Origin of the sequence: Hornefia porci (assembly GCF_001940235.1) — a bacterium.
Classification (GTDB): domain Bacteria; phylum Bacillota; class Clostridia; order Peptostreptococcales; family Anaerovoracaceae; genus Aminicella; species Aminicella porci.
The window spans coordinates 754,973-772,829 of sequence record NZ_MJIE01000001.1; the positions used below are offsets into that span (position 1 = coordinate 754,973).

A 17,857-nucleotide genomic window follows, 5' to 3' on the forward strand; every position below is an offset into this window, starting at 1 on the left:
TGGGTTTAAAGACTGCACAAATATTGACATTTCCAGTTTTGATAAAATACCCATACACAATTCTCCTTATATCCACCAGATATAAAAGAGGAACCCGGCAATATCACCGGAGATCCCTCTGAAATCAATGCACACTCACTACTTTACAGTTTCCTCAATCGGAACGTAATCGAAATCAAACTTAAAGTATCTTGGCCCAAGAATAGCGACTCCTTTTTCCGAGCGGAATACCGGGTTTGCCTTTAAGCCTATTACACAAACCTCATCTCCTACTTTCAGAATCGGATTTGCATAAGGTCCCCCGGTTTTTGCATCCACCACAGTAATGATGTCGGGGCTAGAGACATAAGGTTTCTCATTCTTCCACATTACATGATTCTCGTTCTTAAAGAAAATCTTAAAGGTATTACCTGCGTCAACACCAGTTCCCTCAATGGTATGATATCCATAATAGTAGCCATCATCCCATGTCTCCTTGTTACTAACGGTACCGGTGGCTAGCAAATAACCATCCAACTCCTTAAGAACAGATTTGACAGGGTCTTGCCCTCCCTCTCTTGCTTCTCGAATCATCTTTCCAATATTGTAGCAAGTGCTCAAGGTTCCCTTATTGATACATTCCCTCATTTCCTTGCCGCTCATGATAAATCCCGCCTGTCCCACCAAGCCGTAGGCGCTCTCAGCAATTTTCTTTCCCAAACGTTCTACAATTCGGTAGTTCTTCGCTTTCTCAATATAGGAAATGTCATTGTATGCATCTACGGAAGCAACTGGCCAAAGAGTCTTTCCATGAAGGTAAGGTGTTGTTTGCTGAATTTCAGGAATAGCGCGGCCTGTATAATCACCGTCTACGCATACTGCTCCGCTAACAATGCCTGCTGTAACACCGCCGGGAGTATTGGCCCCACCAAGTTCAATTGGAACAACGGCATCAATCTTTGTTCCACAGAATTTTCCAAGGTATTCAATGGCTTTAGCAAGCATTTCTTTCTCAGAATAATTAGGATTCACGTAACCGAAATCTGTCATCTCCGCTTCAATCTCCGGGGTATGGGGTGCAATAGAGCCCATCAAGAAGGGGCAAGCGGTAGTTGCTTCATCAGGGATATCATCTGCATCTATCCATCCTACCTTAGTTCCTTTTTCAATCTCGCTCATCAGTGAGTCCAGCCCATTAGCCGGCAAACCGCCTCCTCCTGTTCCCATGAAAGTGCATCCACGAACGAAGTCCTCTGCCATCTGACGATTTTCCAAATACATTGTAGCCATAATAAGTTCTCCTTTCCTAGTAATATCTCATTTTGAGATTCTTTTCGCTACCTTTCCTACTCAACTTTCTTCAGTTCACCTCGTTCACTTTCCTCAAAAAGCCCTCCAAAATACATTTTTCCGGAATCATTCTTAAGGCAAGCGGACAACACAATGTGAACAACTGCTGCCACAACCATGCTGTTGATTGCTGCAATACCCCAGGTAACTGTAAATCCTACAGTGCACCCAGCGATCCAACTAATCAATGCTGGAGTAGAACAAAAATAATGTTTTACGCCGACACCAAAGTGATAATCCTTCTTCTTTACAAAGAAGTAATCAACAATTAAGATTCCTGCAACTGGTGGAATAGCAGTTCCCAGAAGGCCCAGCCAAGAAGTAAAGTAATTTACGATACCCATCGCTCCTGCAAAGGTTGCGATAATGCCGAATACAATTACGACATATTTTTTCTTCCACTTAGGCATTGCAACAACTGCCGCCAGAGAAGAGTAGTACAAATTGTTATCGTTGGTGGTCCACTGAGCAAGAATTAGAATCAACAATGACCATGTTCCAAGAATACCCAACAATCCGGTCGCTACGTCACTAGTTCCTACACTTGTGCACATAAAGTAGCCCGCAACAATGACAAAGGTGTTTGCAATCATGAATCCGAAGACAGCCCCTATAACACTATGGCTGCCCTTCTTTCCATAACGTGTAAGATCCGGCTGCAATACTGCACCCATTGCGTAAGCACCAATAACAGAAACAATTCCTACAGCTAAGGACATGGTTCCGTTTGTTTCCAATGTTATTTGGTTAAACGCATCCATTCCACCGACCTTTACAGCTGCAATGCCACATCCGACAATACACATCAATAAAATCAATGGGGATGCAATATTGCTGAGCATTTCCAGGCCTTTATAGCCAATGAATGCTGTGGTCATCATCAAGAAACCACCCCAGACTCCAGCAACTACAGGATCCGTAATTACTCCGGCATTGGGGAACATAACATGTATAGTCTGTCCAAAAAATCCACACTGATAGCCAAACCATCCAAGTTCTACCACGGCAGTAAGAATTGCAAGAATGTAATTCCCTACAACCCCAAAAGACTGACGCATAAGCATGGCAACACCCACGCCTGTCTTCGTACCGATGTAACTCAATAATCCGCCTAAGACTGACAGTATTGCGTTTCCAATCAAACAAGCAATCACAACCTGTGTCAATGTGAGTGCTCCTACGAAACTTGCTCCCACGTACATGGAACTAAGACAAATGATGCTTCCCACAAGAACCATCGCTAGTAAGAACGAAGACCGTCTTTTATCCATCGGCACTGGTATGGTCGCATAATCATTAACATACACTTCTCCATTTTCTGTGCTACTCATAATTCCGCCTCCTCACATATAATCGATTTAGGGCTAATAAAAGATTATGTCCAATAATGCCTACTGTTTATTCACCCTTAAGCCGTTGTAAGAATTATAACAATTATCAAAAAAACAGGCAATGTTCCAAAAACAAAAAAAGCAAGCCTCTTTCGTTTTCAGAACATTGCCACCTTCTTAGGGCTTCATCCTTCCATCATTCGATAAACGCACACAGCATGATATACTACATGCACAGCTGCAGTTTGGTTAAAATCAGTTCCCAGCAGGCTTTCTGCCTTTCGAATGCGGTACTGCGCTGTATTGGGATGAATATAAGTTAATTCTGCAACGTCTTTAAAGCTACGATTTGCATCTATTAAAAATGTAGACAGTGTCTCAATTAACAGTCCATCTCGCTGTTTATCATAATCAATTAGTGGTTTTAGAATTCTTCTTGTTTGCTCACGCGCTTCTTCCTTATCACAGTCTCGTTTGCATGCTACTGCCTCCATCAATTCAAAACGACCAAGCAAACTACGAGAACGGAATAAGTCACAGATAAAGGCCCACTCTTCTACAGTATCGCAAATCATTTGGAAGAGTTCGTGCTCATCACTTACGTTAGATGCATACACCAACTTTCCATCTTCTAGCGGCAAATCAAGATGAAAAAGTGGATCAATTGAGTTACTATTAACGTCAGCGTATTGATTATAAATAATGATTGAAAGGTTCTCTTTCTTTCCTTCTACGTAAGGTACACCTTCTCTTTGTAGCGTTTCTTTGACATTTTGAATTAGTGCGCACGAGGATTTACTCGTATCATACATAATAAAATGCCACGACATGCTCTCCTCTTGCCGATAAAACATCAACTCCCTGCGCGCTCGCTTCCACTCCTTCTGCACAATTGAATTGATTAAACTGTCTCCTTTTGTAAAGATTAAATTCAATCGCCAGAGGTTAATGCAAAAGCTCATACAAGAAAACATAAACTCAACCGGTACTTTTCTTTCACCTTTGGATGTTATTAAAACTAACGACAGTTCCAAATAACCAGAATAGTAACGTTGACCATAATACTGTGTCTCACCTGCCAATAATTCAAAACGCAACATGTTAAGCGGAAGGGTTCGCATTTCTTTATTTTCAAACTCGAATTCTTCCTTTTCCGACAACGTGCTGCATAATATTCTCTGCGAAGTCACATCTACCGCAACAATCTCCGCATGTCGATTTTTTACAATTTGACTCAGCGCCTCTTTTACGCTACCTCCATTTTGCTGAAGTTGTATCATTGAATTAATAGCGGCATGAAGCATCTCATCGCCCTCACCCCGCACCAACGCCTGGATATCGTTCAACACATCTGCATAGGCGACGCTAACTCGCTCATCATAGTCTATAACAATTAGCGGGAATTCTAGTTCGTTGCACAGCTCAACTACCTTCCTATCGAATTCCTTCACGACAAATCCATAGTAAAATACTATCAATCCAGAAGCCTTAAGTCTATTCATTGTCCGTATCGCAGTGCATTGGTCTTCCACATTATTTCTTATGTTATATAATGCGGTAATAAGAATTTCATTTTTTTTAAGAGACCCTTCCAGCAGCTCTTCTCCTCCGCCGCTCCCCATTTCTGTCAATTCTAAAATTGTGGCACCACTGACATGACAAGAAGAGCCTTGTTGTCCTGCAATCAGACGCCCTGTTTGCAAGCTTTGAAGTCGAAGAATATCTTGTACTGTTGTTTGCATCTATGTCTTGTATGATCAATATAGAAGCGAATTGACCATTTTTCCTTTCGTTTTCTAATCGTGATGCCATAATACATTCAGATACTGTGGATAAGTTATTTTTCCCTGTAGTGCGACTACTGGATAGGAGTGTATTACCGCTACATTATCTGAATCGTTTATAGCTGGATTTGCCGGAGCATGCCCTGAGCACTCATTTCCATCAAGTCTACGAAGGCGATCGTTAAAGTGGGCATCACAGTATCTCACTTAAGGAAGGGAGATGTTCCTATGAATTACGTTGGCATTGACATTGCCAAACTCAACCACTTCACCACTTCGCATCAGTCGTTCCGGACGATGGCAAGGTACTCGTTAAGCCGTTTGAATTCACAAACGACAATGATGGCTTCTATCCGCTGCTTTCAAAGCTCAATGTCTTTGATACTGACAGCCTCATCATTGATCTTGAATCTACGGCACACTACGTCAACAACCTGTTGTTCTTCCTCGTTTCAAGAGGCTTCAAGGTTTGCCTGATCAATCCGATCCAGTCGGCCGCCATGCGGAGAAACAACATCCGCAAGCCCAAGACTGACCGTATTGATACATTCATTATCGCTAGGGTCCTGATGAACGAGCCACATCGATTTGTTGAGTTGCAGGATGTTACCTACCTGCAATTGAAAAACCTGGGTCGAAACCGGATGAATCTGATCAAGCAGAGCTCCCGCCGCAAGATCCAGCTGACCACCTATGTGGATCAGGTGTTCCCGGAATTCCAGTACTTCTTCAAACCCAGCATTCATCAGAAAACCTGCTATGCCATCCTGAAAGAGGCACCATCGCATCAGCAGATCGCTTCCATGCATCTGACTCATCTAAAGAACCTTCTTGTTTCTGCCTCCCACGGTCACTTCAAGAAGGAAATGGCCTTAGAGTTAAGAGTTCTCGCACAGAAGTCGTCGGCATCAGCGACCATGCCCTGTCCATCCAGATCGTTCAGGCGATCGAGCAGATCGAACTGCTGGACAGGCAGATCAATGATGTGGACGCCGAGATGAAGGATATCGTTGATACCCTCCGTGATCATGACGATTCCTGGTATCGGATACATCAACGGCGGAATCATTCTCGGAGAGATCGGCGACATCCATCGCTTCTCATGTCCGGGCAAACTGCTTGCCTACGCAGGTCTGGATCCTGTGGTCTATCAGTCTGGTAAATTCAGAGCTGCCAAGACCAGAATGTCCACGAGAGGATCCCGTACGCTACGATTTGCTCTCATGAACGCTGCTCATAACGTCGTGAAGTACAACAAGACCTTTCATGACCTCTATGGGAAGAAACGTGCTGAGGGCCGCAATCACTACAATGCCTTGGGGCATTATGCCGACAAGCTTGTCCGTATCATCTTCAAGATTATGACTGACGAAGTTGCCTTTGATCTGGAGTAATACCGCTTCTAAATCATTGAGCACGTTGCTGTCAGATGGATCAGACCATCATTCCCGTGAGTGAAGAAATCTCTGTAAATCAGGATTTTCTATGATAATCTGAGAATAGAGCGGCCGACCCCTAGTGATCGGCCGCTGTTTACTAAATAACATAAATTGCCACGCATGTCAATAAAACGGCAAAATGTCAGCCTAGGGCAATTCAGTTTTCTGCCTCAATCCAGCAGTCTGTCGGGAAACATGATGGCTAACTCGCCACGTATTAATTTGAAGACCTTTTTCGGCTCTTTTATTTATTAGTTCTTGGATGTTATGACTCGGAGTCTACAAAATTTCTATTGACTCTTGTGCGGTCTCAGCCTGTAAATCTTCAAGTTTAGTGCTCTTTCCGAGGACTCTAACCACGATATACAATACAACGATACCGATAGGAATCAGAATGATAGGCGAAACGCCCAAGGAAGCCGGGATAAAGCCAATTACGCCCGCAACAACAGCGGCCGTTACTGCATACGGAATCTGTGTCCTTATGTGATCCATCAAGTCTGCTGCAGATCCCATAGAAGACATAATCGTTGTATCCGAAATCGGAGAACAATGATCTCCAAAGATGGCTCCGCTGGTTACAGATGCAATTGCAAGAACTGCATATTCATTGAAGGTTCCTCCTGTAACTCCCATAGCCAGAGGGAATGCAATCGGAATCATAATTGCAGTAGTTCCATACGAAGTACCCGTAGAGAAAGATACCAAGCAAGATACTGCGAAAATAATTACTGGAAGAACTACACCCGGAACATTGCCACCAACCAGTTCGGCAATGTAATCACCAGTTCCAAGTTCTCCCATCAGGTTTCCGGAAGTCCACGCGAACAGCAGGATGGTTACAGTCAAAAGAAGTTCTTTGCAACCGTCTAGCCATACATCGATAACTTCTCTCAGTGTCATGATTTTCTGTGCAACCGCCATGACAATACAAACAATCGATGACAGGATTACCGCATAGAAGATACTGGAAGCGGAATCACAATTTCCAAAGGAATTCTGAATGCCTTTGATATTCATTGGCTCCTTGTAACCTTTTCCGGTATACCACATTGCCAGAAGAGTCACCACGATAAATGTAACAATCGGAACAATTGCGTTGCACATTCTGAGTGGCACGCCTTCCTTTACATTCATTGCATCCAGTTCTTTGCTCATCATGGGTTTAGAATTATCCTCATAAAGTTTTCCGCTAAGGCGTGCACGCTTCTCTGCATTATACATCGGTCCGTAGTCTTTTTCTGTCAGGATCAGAATAATGACCAATGCGATAGCAAAGATATTGTAGAATCTGTAAGGAATGGTTTGCAGGAAAATTCCATACGCATTTGCTACAGTCATTCCAGCTGCTGTAAATGCAATTCCAATCATACCGATTTCATAAGCAACCCACGAAGAAATGAACGCCATATCCGTAACTGGCCCCGCGGTGGAATCAATGATATAGGACAGCTTCTCTCGAGATACATTCAACTCATCTGTAACAGGTCTCATCGTAGGTCCTACAATCAAGGAATTTGCCATGTCTTCAAAGAAGATGATAATTCCCATAATCCATGTTGCAATCATAGCATACTTTGCGGTCTTTGCTTTCTTAGCCATAGCCAATGCCATTGCCTGTGTTCCACCCATCCGGGCCATTACAGCAATCAGGCCTCCTACTGCTAAGATAAACAGAATAAGTGTAATATCCCAAGTATCTGTAACTGTTGCAATGATGTAGGTATCACAGGTCCGAAGGAATCCATAAAAGATGTTACCTCCGTTTAAGATAACAGCACCAACAAAGACTGCTGTTCCCAATGATAAAATTACCTGTCTTGTAATGAAAGACATCGCAATTGCGATAATCGGAACCACAAGGGACAAAACCCCGTAATTCTTTGTTTCGTCACCGTCATCCGCCAAAACAATATTGGTAAAAAGCAACATAGCAAAAACGAATATAATGGCTATTGCCCATCGTCTACCCGACACTTTCGTTAACATTTGTCTTCTCCTTTCGGTAATTGCTACTGTGTAGCCAAATCGAAATAGTTAATCGAAATTTGCAGTTCATCATAAACCATGTTACGAACTCTAAGTACTTGCGTCTCCCATTCGTAATATTCATCAGATCCTGCCTCTGCTTTGTTATACTTGCATAATGCTTTATCCAAAGCTGGGATTGCCTTCTCAGTCTGAAGAGATCCACAACCGTCCTGTCCGTATTTTCCAGACCAGCAACGGAACATCGTAGTCTGGCGCTCACACATCAAGGCGAGTTTATTAAACAGTTTTGGATTTGTTGTTCTAAGCGTTTCAACTTTTGCCATCTTGTCTGCATATTCTTCTACAACAGAATCGATTGTGGTTAATACATCCTCTGCACGTCCTGCCTTGCCTGTAACGGAAGCCCATTGACTCTTCACATCGTCACCAAGAGCTTTTAAGTCGTAAGAAACACTCTCACTATTGGCGAACTGATCTAACACATACAAGAAATACTCTGCATGTTTCTGTAACAAATCCCGGTCAATTTTATCAATAGTATCATTCGGAGTATGCAGCCAAGGACTATAAAATGCATAATTGAGTTCCTTCAATTTCTCCTCTGTGTATTCTGTTGCAAAAGAGTTATAAGGAACTCCTACACCGAAAAATGAGGAGTCTCCACCGCCCTTATATGCCTGATGCCAAACGCCTTCCTCTCCAAAGATTTTCTGGATTGCGTCCATTAATACTTCTTTTAATTCCGGCTGTCCCTCTACGCCAGGTACTGTAGTCCCCTGAATAGCAAGATTATCGATATTAATATAGCCAATGCAATTTTTTGTCATGTCCTTCCAGTAATTGTCGGTGTACCAAGTGGAACCACCACCTTCAGCAATCTCGTGTCCATCCCAGAAAACAAATTCTATATCCCTTAATAGTTCGTCCTTGTATTTATTGCAAATTCGCGCAATCTCCAAATTAAGCGCATCGCCAGAAGCATTACAAATTGCCGACTTTCCCCATGCGTCTACATGGCTACCTAACAAAACATATTCGCCATTACTCTTGCCGCCATGAACTCTTCCGACAGGCTGGCTTGCAGTAATCCATTCTCGCGTGGCCTGTGCCGTAATACGAACAGAAACGGTTCCTTCTTTACAAAGGCTTTCCAGTTCCTCTCCCTCTTTTCTGGAGATACTGATAACTGTCAGCCGAACAATTTCATCCTCATTTTCTGGAGTAGGATTTCCCCACTGGGTCTTTACGGCACCCATCTGAATCAAATCACTATCCGAAGTTCCCCAGTTCATGATAATTAATGCTTTCGCACCCATTTCCCAAGCGATTCTCGCTTTCTCCGGACGAGCAGGACTCCAATTCATATCGGTTAAAATAATCTTCCCCTGTGGGTCAACGCCTTTATAGTCTTCATAGCCACCAGAGCCAAGATAAATTACTTCGCCCTCTATTCCTCTATTAGGCGTAGAATCAATATGACACACTGGACGAGCCGGAATGTCCTTTTCGCAAGGAGATGTAACTTTCAAAGTCGCCTCTCCCGGGTAACTCATATACATCGGAAAATGATCGATTCGCCCATTACCGATATTCTCATTTAAACGTTTGCACAAATACTCGGTGGCTTTTGTCATTTCTTCCGAGCCAGAAAGTCTTTCACCGACCTCGTCAATCAGAAATGCCATGTCCTTGTAAATATTGTCCAGAGAAATTTCTGATTTAAGTTTTTCATAAATGTTCATGTTCTACCCCCTCTTCAGGAATGCGGTGCAACAATGCATTGCTCCATAACCTTTCATGACCTCTGAATAATCTACCGGAATAACGTTGATTCCATTCTTCTCTAGCAGTTCTTGAGACCTCGGATTTCCTTCCGGCATTACAATCGTTCCAGGTTCAATCGCAACGAAGTTAATCGCAAACGTTTCTTTTGCCTCAATTCTGGACGGGCATTCCAGAAGTTTGATTCCCTTCTTCTTTAACGCATCGCATACGTCGTACGGCACCTGAGATGCATGAATCATTGCCACATCATGACTCGCCATATTGAGAAGACCATCGATATGCGCATGGCCATAAGGAATCTGCATATGAAGAATGTCCGTTACACCCATTCTTTTCAGCTCATATTCAACCATCTCATATCCGTTTCTATTAGTTCTCACGCCAGAGGCAAGGACAATTGTATGACGGTCAATCCATAGACCCATCGCACCCTCAAAGGTTGCGTCTCCACAGATAGTCCGAATGATAGGAACGCCTAAGTCTGCAAGAGCCTTTGCCATATACCGTTCTTCTCCTCTACGTGCCTCCATTGCTGGCCGGGTAACAATAGCACCCTCTGGAGTCATCAGAAGCAAATCTCTGCAGAATAGCGCATTGGGTTTATCCACTCTCTGTTCTTCCACATAATGAACACGAACACCGTGGTCCCTATAGATCTGAGCTAAATTATCATGCTGAGCTCGAAATTTTTCCGGATCAATAGCGGATTTAAATCTCGCAGCTTGCCAATCAAAATTATCGATTTCCTTTCCTGGACGACGCATGATTACATCGCGAAGGGTATCTACTTCAGAGCATACGCCCCAATCCCCCCAGAGTTCTTTCATGTCATCAATGATTGTAGTTTCTTTCGCAAACCACCTTTCACCGGGGAGAGCATCAATGTCTCTAACCTTAGATAATTCCATAAACAAGCCTCCTTGTCTTAATGGTTTTACTGCTCACGTACAATTTCTAATTGTTACAAAATATATACCGCAAGAACAGTGCCAAGTGTTTTGGGTTGAATACAAGCTATTTAGTAAAAAAAATAGTACTTGGTAAAATTCTTTTTACTAAAAGTAAAGAATATTTTATCAAATACTATCATTAGAATCCAGAGCAGATTATTTCCCCAAGTTATATTTTCCCATCTTGTAATGCAACGACTGTTTAGTAATCCCTAATTGATTAGCCGCATCGACTAACGTTCTACTATTCTCTATTGCATCTTCAATCAGCGCTTTCTCATACGCATTTAAGGCTTCACTTAGGGTTTGTCCCTTTTGAAGAAGGGGTGTTGTTTCCCGATACGAATTTTCACGAGTAGACTTTGGCACAATGGGATTAATCAAATATTCGGGCAAATCTTTCTTCTGTATGAACTTGCTTGCCGATACATTAAACGCACCCTCTATAATATTCCTAAGTTCCCGGACATTTCCGGGCCACTCATATCCTTGAAAAATACGCTCTACCTCTTCATCGACACCCTTAATGTCTTTGCCTTGAACTTCATTGAAGTTTTCAATGAAGTAGTCAATAAGCAATACCAAATCATTCAGCCGCTCTCGTAATGGTGGAATATTAATCTGAACGACGCTTAATCGATAAAAAAGATCCTCCCTCATCTGACCAGTCTCTATGCAAGTAAGCGGCTGTACGTTTGCCGCAGAAACTATCTTGACATCTATTTTGATTGGGTCAAACCCTCCGAGGCGGCAAACTTGTTTTTCCTCAATTGCCTTCAGGATTTTCGCTTGCACGCCTATTTCCATCGAGTTTATTTCATCTAGAAATAGTGTTCCTCCATTTGCGATTTCAAACAGTCCAGCTTTATTTTCCGCACCAGTATAACTTCCTTTGGTAGTTCCAAAAAGAATGCTTTCTAGCAAATTCCCAGGTATTGCTGCACAGTTCTGAGACACAAATCTCTTGTTTTTTCGCTTACTGGAAGTATGGATAGATTGCGCTACTAATTCCTTTCCCGTCCCTGTTTCGCCATAGATTAAAACCGAAGAATCAGTATTTGCAACCATCGGAATTCGTTCTTTAATGATCTCCATACTTTTGGAAGCCGTAATTATATCGTCCAAGGTATAAAGATGACTTGTCTTTATTTCTTTCCTCTCTTTCAGCGTAATATTCTGTCGCCGATACGGTGAATCTAAATAGCGAGAAACATCAACAGCCCCAATAATTTCGTTGTTTTGCTTAATGGGCATAGTCGTATTGATAGCACGAATGCTTTGACCATTATAAGTCATTAACGTCTGATATTCATTTAGAATCGGCTCACCAGTTCTGAGGACTCGCATCACGCTACTAGTTTCGTTGGTAAGTCCTGGGTATACTTCAGTCACATGCTTATGGAGAATATTCTTCTCTTTAAGTTTGTTTACATCAGGTCTGAAAGACTCGAAATACTCAATGTATCCGTCTTTGTCTACAACCATGATGCCATCTATGTAATTATAAACATTGAGCAATTGCTCTACATATCTTCTTAGCATAAGGGCCTCGCTTGTCCTATTGTCTTAATACCAAATATTTTATTACAAACCCCCAGCGTTTGCAATAAACTGAAAGCCCTCACCAAATAAGGATGAAGGCTTTCGAGGTTAGTTACTATCCTCTCTTAAGATATGCAGTGATGCAATGTAGTGCACCCTTTCCCTTACGAATTTCGGAAATGTCAACGGTTTCAACCTTTACACCATTTTGCTCAAGTAACTCCTGTGTTCTAGGATTTCCATCTGGCAAAACGATATGTCCTGGTTCTAATGCAACAAAATTGCATCCAAAAGTTTCTCGAACTTCAGTCCGTGATGGGGCCTCCAGAATCTTGTACCCCTTTTTCTTTAGCATATCGATAATGTCATACGGAACTTGACCTGCATGGATTAAAACCATATCATTACTGATAGGATTCATCAATCCATCAATATGGATATTGCTGTAGGGTTGTTGCATATGATAAACTTCAACGCCCATACGTTCTAATTGATATTTGACTTGGTCATATCCGCTTTTGTTGCATCTTGATCCCGTTGAAACAACACACGTATGGCGGTCGACCCACATACCACATGCGCCTTCAAAGATTCCATCTCCAGCGATTGATGTCAGAATAGGAACACCAATTTTCGCTAAGGCTTGCGCTACGTATCGTTCCTCACCTCGTCTTGCAGCCATTCCGGGTCGCGCAAGAATTGCTCCTTCCGGCGTCATAAAAACTAAATCCCTACAAAAGACAGCATTCGGCCGATCTTCTCTCTGTTCATCAACATAAAAGACCTTTGCACCAAAGTCACTGTAAATCTTGGCAACGTCATCATGCTGTTTGCGAATCAGTTCAACATCCACAGGCTCATCTGAAAAACGAACTTCTTCTGCATTGAAATTTTCAATTTCTTTTCCCGGACGGCGCATCAGTACGGCCTTCAAAGTATCTACTTCTGAGCACACGCCGTAATCTCCCCAGTATTCCTTTATATCCTCTGTAAAAGTAGTTTCTTTTGGGAACCATCTTTCACCAGGTATTGCATCAATGTCAAATTTATTTTCCAGCATACGGTATAACCTCCTCCTACAAAATAATATCTCTGTTTTGTTTGTTCATGCACGTGAGCCGCATATATTCCTAAATCTGTTAATTGCAAGTCTCATGCCAAAGAATCTTTGCACATTTTCTCTCCCTACAAATAAAAAAGATTTTTCTCCCCTGTTATGAAGTGACCTTTGTCAAGAGGTAAATTTTGCATCCAACAAACTTTTTCTTGACGATCACATTTGTGTAATCTGTCAGCATCTGGAAGGAACCTTGATTTAACAGTTCCCGGCATATGGCCACTCTGTTATTCGTGGATTGGTTACCGACAGGCTAATGGTTCCGCCGTGAGCTCTGCGATCTAAAAGCGTGGATCACCGAAGTGCCAACATAGGAGATGGCGCAGATAGTTCGAACCTTACAGTGATCACAGCTTTCAGGTGCTGACAGGTATTCAATTGTTATTGTACTGGCAGCAAGCTGCAGTCTACTGCTGATTGCTGCTCAGGTGCGACTCATATCTGGGACGGATGGCTGTCAAGGGCCGCGCAGCGGTTCTGCTGATGTTACCGGTCATCATACCCCAGATAAAGCACGCAAGTTCCCTTGCCACATCAGCAACCGCTACATTTTTCTTCTTCACATGGCGGATCATTCTGTAATACTTGCTGCGTAGACGGGTATTCGCCTTATCGGCATAGGCAATGACCTCGGCTGACTGGCCGTTTTGTCTGGAGCAAAGTTCTTTGGACTTATGTCCTATGGCCCCTTTGCAGATACCATTTGCTACTTCAATCAGCAGGCAGCGCAGGTGTGCATTTCCTGCTTTGGAAATGCCAAGCCGGTTCACGCTTTTGGAACTGGAGTGTTCTCCGGGTGCCAGCCCAGAAATGCCGCATAAGTGTTCCCTTTGGCGAAACGGGTAAAGTCCCCGGTCTCCACGATCAAAGACAGCGCCGTGTGTGTACGAATGCCCAGGAAACATACCAGTTTTTTGGCATTTTCCTGATAGCGTGCCTCGGCAGAGATTTCTTCGATCCGCTTATCGTAACGCTCGATCTTTGCCTCCTGTTCTTCGTAGGAAGTCATGTATTCGTTCAACGTTTCCCGATACATCGGATCGAGTTCAAGTTTGTTAAGCCAGGTGACATGCTTGATGGTCCATTTCGTCCCGGCATACTGGTGACCGTGCCGGAGAACAAATGCATTGACCTGCTGTTTCATTTTTTTCAGTGCCAGCTTATGGTCGTCTCTCATCCGGACGTATTCTTTGACGGCATCATCTTCGCCGGTAGGGATATAAACCGGATGATACCCGCCATAACACAAGCATTGAGCGATCAGATGAGCGTCACGCTTATCTGTTTTGATCCGTTGCCCCTGCGGGGTGAGCATGGTGGTCGGCGCAAGAATAACACATTTAATCCCGGCTCCTGTGAGCCGGTGATAAATGGTATATCCGAGGCAGCCTGCCTCGTAACCGCATTCAATAGAATAATCGTTCTTGAGACCAAGTTTTAATTTCAAAGATTCAATAAAAAGAATGACCTCTTTGTAGTCCGGAGCGACCTGTATTTCTCCGAAGACCCGGTCTTCTGCTCCGATTGTGGGTTCCATCGCGCATAAAGTGTAGTTTGTACTATGGACATCCATTCCGATTTTGATTATTCTATACATAGGTGACCTCCTTTTGTATGCGGTAATCCCTGTTACCATTGATCTTGACAATCATCAGTATACAGGTAAATCCACGTTGCTACAAATGTGAGGTCACTTCATATTATCTAAAACTTTTTTTCGAAAAACGGTTCTTAAACTGCCTCCGAATGTCCGCTTATTAGTAGATGGGCACATGAGACACCTCGGAAAGAGAGGAACGTCTACGGGAGATGAAAAGGGAACCCACTCCGATGAAGAACTCATCGATGAACTTATCACCATCAGCGTTATCGCAAAACGTTTTGCTGAGAAACTCAGATGCCAAGTAGCCTGCAAAGGGAAGTTATACCGGGTCTATTGATAAACCCGGGTTATTTGAGGTTGCGGAAGGTGGAACATTGTTTTTAGATGAAGTAAACTCAATACCTCTTAATTTGCAGGGTAAACTTTTACGCGCCTTGGAAAACCATGCTATTCGTCGCGTTGGTGAAACATTTGAGCGTGAAACTGATGTGCGAATAATTGCTTCTACTAATGAGATGCTTTACAAAATGCTAGAAAGAGGCGAATTTCGTCGCGATCTTCTGTATAGACTGAAGGTTGCGAGTTTCACCATTCCTCCTCTCAGAGATCGAGCCGATGATATTCCGTTGCTATGCAATCACTACATTACACAGTTCAATAACAGACTGAACTTAAGCATTACCGGTATCGACGATGAAACAATGCTCTTTTTTAGCAAATATCCATGGGCAGGTAATGTTCGTGAATTGCGAAATGTCATTGAGTATGCATGCAGCATCAAACGCATCGGGATGATTACCCAGCGTGATATCCCTGATTATATGCATCTTGATTCTAATTACAAAGATTCTTCTATGTGTATTGTTGAAGCATCCTCGTTATCTGTGGGTACATCGTCAATATCTGAAAACGAATCATATGTGCAGAAGGTGATCCCTTTGCAATGATCGAAGAAGAAAAGTACAGGGATTACAAAGCGGACCATGAAAGAAGAATCGCAAAAGCGTTTTCCGAACTCAGCGTAAGCCAGCGGGACCTGTTGAAGGCTCTCTATGAGGATGGAATGTCAAAACAGGAATATGCAGATGCAATCGGCGTGTCTCCATCAGCCATTTCACACCGGCTTGAAACCATCAGAAAAAAATTAAAAAAAGTTTTGAGATGAGCCTAAGATTTTTCGCTTTTTTGTCTATAACATACCGTGTTTTGATAAAAGATCCCGTACCATTGCGGTACGGGATCGGTTTAGTCTTGGTTGTTCGTATTGCTTTCGTCTTCCCTGCTTCTTCAGCTACCCGGCAACGCCTGGGACCACAGGTGCAGGTTTTCCATAAAAGATATACCAAAAAAAAACGAAAACTCAGGCATAGACAAGGGTAAGCGGGCAAGCCCGATGACCCGATGATCCCGATTGACAAAATCGTGCTCTACGCCGTCAAATGGTCCATTGATAAGCGACCCTCAATTACTGCATGATTGCGTCCATAATGGTTTCTATGGTATTGCAGGTATCTTCAAAGGAAATGTCCTTGGCATATTCATATTCCCGGGTGTATTTGTTCCATAGCTTGCGGAGTTGATTGCTCCCGCGGATTTCTTTCATAATCTCCGGGTACTGCTCCATAATCCTACCACTGCCCCGTTTCTGTGTTGTCCGTTCCAGCGCATGGCGCAACGTAGTTTTGTCACATTCCGCACCCCGCAGCGCATATAAAATATGTACATCGTAATAATCTCTTGGGCGGGTATTGGCAATGTTGCGGGATAGCACCGTTTCAATTTTCTCTGCAAGCACCGTTTCAAGGTTGTAGGCAAGAATACTGATACTGCGGTTATCGAACAGCAGGGAGAATGTGTATTCTACTTCACGGGGGGTTATCATATCGCCCGTGGTAACATCCACCGTAAGCGGTACACTGATCGGCGGGTAATTAGCTTTCAGCGCAATGCGAATGCCAGGATAGTCGTCACCCTCGCGGATATCGGAAACTCCGGCGATCTCAAACTGTACGTCGTCCTCGATCTCAATGGCACAAATCTCCTGAAAGATAGAGTGGATTGCTTCATGCGTCAATGTAAATCCCTTAATTGTAGTGTCAAGATCCATTGTTGTCCGCGTGTCCAGCCCGACAATAGCAGAAATCAGAAAACTGCCTTTGAGAATAAAATTCTTCTTATACTTTGACAGAGAAATTAGAAATTCGTTCCAGCAGCCGCTCCAGCATATAGTTCTGCATGACGAGCTGTGCGGAAATATGTTTCTCTGCTGCTTTCTTTTTGATAAAGGCTTTCAGTTGCATTGGATTATTTGTAATCATAACAATACCTCCATGTAATGCAGCACTTTTGGCTTTACCCGAAGCTGCTCAGCGTACTGCATCAGTTTGTGAATGTCTTTTGTTTTCGACGCTGCATAGCGTTTCATTGCTTCTCCAACAATCTGAATATCGCTTCCACTGCCGCGAAGAATATCGCAAAGTGTCCGTTCCAAATCATAGACACGGATCGGATTACCGGATGGTGACTGAATTTCAATAATGCCAAATTCGTAGTTCTTCGGCACAACACGCTTGACGGTTATATTTTCCTGCTTAAGGGACGGCGTGTTATAGCCCTTGGGAAAGGTCATCGTATATTTGGCAGGAGTACGATCAGAATACCCCAGCAGATACAGGGCGGTATCGTGGGAATAGATCCCACGCTCATATTTTCGCTGCAGCAGATAGAAGTCATCCTCCCATGCGCTGCTTTTTACATACAGCCCGCGTCCGTAACGGTAAAGCTCTCCGCAGTCCACGAGTTTTTGCAGCACGCTGCGGTGCAAGCCCGCTTTTGTGACCTGGGCTGTGGTAATCGTTCCGTCCGTTGACGCTTGCAGCAGTTCATTGATTGTTTCATTGATTTCCATGTTGCTCACCTCACCTTGACATACACACATTAAATTATATGTAAATAATGTGCAGCCGTCAACAGTATGACGACAAT

General features: G+C 43.2%; 17 protein-coding genes and 2 pseudogenes. 5 read left to right on the forward strand and 14 right to left on the reverse strand.

Features of this window, described 5'->3' with window-relative positions; all coding sequences use genetic code 11:
* Nucleotides 1–138: 138 nt before the first annotated feature.
* The 3 genes from BHK98_RS03585 to BHK98_RS03595 all read right to left on the reverse strand — a co-directional run bounded on the left by BHK98_RS03585 (nucleotide 139) and on the right by BHK98_RS03595 (nucleotide 4,402).
* Nucleotides 139–1,269, reverse strand: coding sequence for a DUF917 domain-containing protein (locus BHK98_RS03585; RefSeq protein WP_075712221.1), 1,131 nt, complete (start codon nucleotides 1,267–1,269; stop codon nucleotides 139–141).
* A 56-nt stretch (nucleotides 1,270–1,325) separates the two neighbouring features.
* Complete coding sequence (locus tag BHK98_RS03590) at nucleotides 1,326–2,660, reverse strand: purine-cytosine permease family protein (protein ID WP_075712222.1); 1,335 nt, start codon at nucleotides 2,658–2,660, stop codon at nucleotides 1,326–1,328.
* 185 nt (nucleotides 2,661–2,845) lie between these two features.
* Nucleotides 2,846–4,402 carry a PucR family transcriptional regulator gene (locus tag BHK98_RS03595; protein ID WP_075712223.1) on the reverse strand — a complete coding sequence of 519 codons (1,557 nt, stop codon included), beginning with the start codon at nucleotides 4,400–4,402 and terminating at the stop codon, nucleotides 2,846–2,848.
* Between the two features lie 371 nt (nucleotides 4,403–4,773).
* On the opposite strand from BHK98_RS03595, the pseudogene BHK98_RS13770 reads away from it, so the two are divergent.
* Nucleotides 4,774–5,097 (forward strand): annotated as a pseudogene (locus BHK98_RS13770) (IS110 family transposase); the annotation flags it as partial.
* A gap of 197 nt (nucleotides 5,098–5,294) precedes the next feature.
* Here the strand turns inward: BHK98_RS13770 and BHK98_RS13775 are convergent.
* Entirely contained in the window at nucleotides 5,295–5,474 is a 180-nt protein-coding gene (locus tag BHK98_RS13775) for a hypothetical protein (protein ID WP_245796819.1), read from the reverse strand.
* On the opposite strand from BHK98_RS13775, the gene BHK98_RS13780 reads away from it, so the two are divergent.
* On the forward strand, nucleotides 5,473–5,838 hold the full coding sequence (locus BHK98_RS13780) for a transposase (protein WP_245796821.1): 366 nt from the start codon (nucleotides 5,473–5,475) through the stop codon (nucleotides 5,836–5,838). The genes BHK98_RS13775 and BHK98_RS13780 overlap by 2 nt on opposite strands.
* A 324-nt stretch (nucleotides 5,839–6,162) precedes the next feature.
* Here the strand turns inward: BHK98_RS13780 and BHK98_RS03605 are convergent, their stop codons facing one another.
* From BHK98_RS03605 to BHK98_RS03635, 7 genes are all read right to left on the reverse strand, one after another.
* Complete coding sequence (locus BHK98_RS03605) at nucleotides 6,163–7,872, reverse strand: Na+/H+ antiporter NhaC family protein (protein ID WP_075712224.1); 1,710 nt, start codon at nucleotides 7,870–7,872, stop codon at nucleotides 6,163–6,165.
* 23 nt (nucleotides 7,873–7,895) lie between these two features.
* Nucleotides 7,896–9,617, reverse strand: a complete 1,722-nt coding sequence (locus BHK98_RS03610) for a M28 family peptidase (protein WP_075712225.1) — start codon at nucleotides 9,615–9,617, stop codon at nucleotides 7,896–7,898.
* Nucleotides 9,618–9,620: 3 nt separating this feature from the next.
* Nucleotides 9,621–10,568, reverse strand: a complete 948-nt coding sequence (locus BHK98_RS03615; RefSeq protein WP_075712226.1) for a dimethylarginine dimethylaminohydrolase family protein — start codon at nucleotides 10,566–10,568, stop codon at nucleotides 9,621–9,623.
* Between the two features lie 198 nt (nucleotides 10,569–10,766).
* A complete protein-coding gene (locus BHK98_RS03620; protein ID WP_075712227.1) occupies nucleotides 10,767–12,152 on the reverse strand; it encodes a sigma-54 interaction domain-containing protein in 1,386 nt (461 codons plus the stop codon).
* A gap of 115 nt (nucleotides 12,153–12,267) precedes the next feature.
* Nucleotides 12,268–13,212, reverse strand: coding sequence for a dimethylarginine dimethylaminohydrolase family protein (locus tag BHK98_RS03625; RefSeq protein WP_075712228.1), 945 nt, complete (start codon nucleotides 13,210–13,212; stop codon nucleotides 12,268–12,270).
* Nucleotides 13,213–13,676: 464 nt separating this feature from the next.
* A complete protein-coding gene (locus tag BHK98_RS13785) occupies nucleotides 13,677–14,081 on the reverse strand; it encodes a transposase (RefSeq protein WP_245796910.1) in 405 nt (134 codons plus the stop codon).
* Nucleotides 14,036–14,866: an IS110 family transposase gene (locus tag BHK98_RS03635; RefSeq protein ID WP_075712230.1), complete on the reverse strand. Its 831-nt coding sequence runs from the start codon at nucleotides 14,864–14,866 to the stop codon at nucleotides 14,036–14,038. Before BHK98_RS03635 ends, BHK98_RS13785 begins: the two co-directional genes overlap by 46 nt.
* Before the next feature lie 329 nt (nucleotides 14,867–15,195).
* Between BHK98_RS03635 and BHK98_RS14185 the strand changes: the two are divergent.
* The 3 genes and pseudogenes from BHK98_RS14185 to BHK98_RS03645 form a co-directional block, all read left to right on the forward strand.
* A pseudogene (locus BHK98_RS14185) lies at nucleotides 15,196–15,462 on the forward strand (sigma 54-interacting transcriptional regulator); the annotation flags it as partial.
* Nucleotides 15,463–15,819 (forward strand): AAA-type ATPase lid domain-containing protein, encoded by a 357-nt coding sequence (locus BHK98_RS14190; protein ID WP_465250956.1) that lies wholly within the window; start codon nucleotides 15,463–15,465, stop codon nucleotides 15,817–15,819.
* Entirely contained in the window at nucleotides 15,816–16,037 is a 222-nt protein-coding gene (locus BHK98_RS03645; RefSeq protein WP_075712232.1) for a sigma-70 family RNA polymerase sigma factor, read from the forward strand. The genes BHK98_RS14190 and BHK98_RS03645 overlap by 4 nt, the downstream gene beginning before the upstream one ends.
* A 300-nt stretch (nucleotides 16,038–16,337) precedes the next feature.
* On the opposite strand, the gene BHK98_RS03650 is transcribed toward BHK98_RS03645, so the two are convergent.
* The 3 genes from BHK98_RS03650 to BHK98_RS03655 are packed head-to-tail and all read right to left on the reverse strand — an operon-like array spanning nucleotide 16,338 to nucleotide 17,780.
* Nucleotides 16,338–17,099 carry a nucleotidyl transferase AbiEii/AbiGii toxin family protein gene (locus BHK98_RS03650; RefSeq protein ID WP_342718866.1) on the reverse strand — a complete coding sequence of 254 codons (762 nt, stop codon included), beginning with the start codon at nucleotides 17,097–17,099 and terminating at the stop codon, nucleotides 16,338–16,340.
* Entirely contained in the window at nucleotides 17,047–17,190 is a 144-nt protein-coding gene (locus tag BHK98_RS13990) for a hypothetical protein (RefSeq protein ID WP_342718721.1), read from the reverse strand. The genes BHK98_RS03650 and BHK98_RS13990 overlap by 53 nt, the downstream gene beginning before the upstream one ends.
* Complete coding sequence (locus tag BHK98_RS03655) at nucleotides 17,187–17,780, reverse strand: type IV toxin-antitoxin system AbiEi family antitoxin domain-containing protein (protein ID WP_075712233.1); 594 nt, start codon at nucleotides 17,778–17,780, stop codon at nucleotides 17,187–17,189. Before BHK98_RS03655 ends, BHK98_RS13990 begins: the two co-directional genes overlap by 4 nt.
* Between the last annotated feature and the right edge of the window lie 77 nt (nucleotides 17,781–17,857).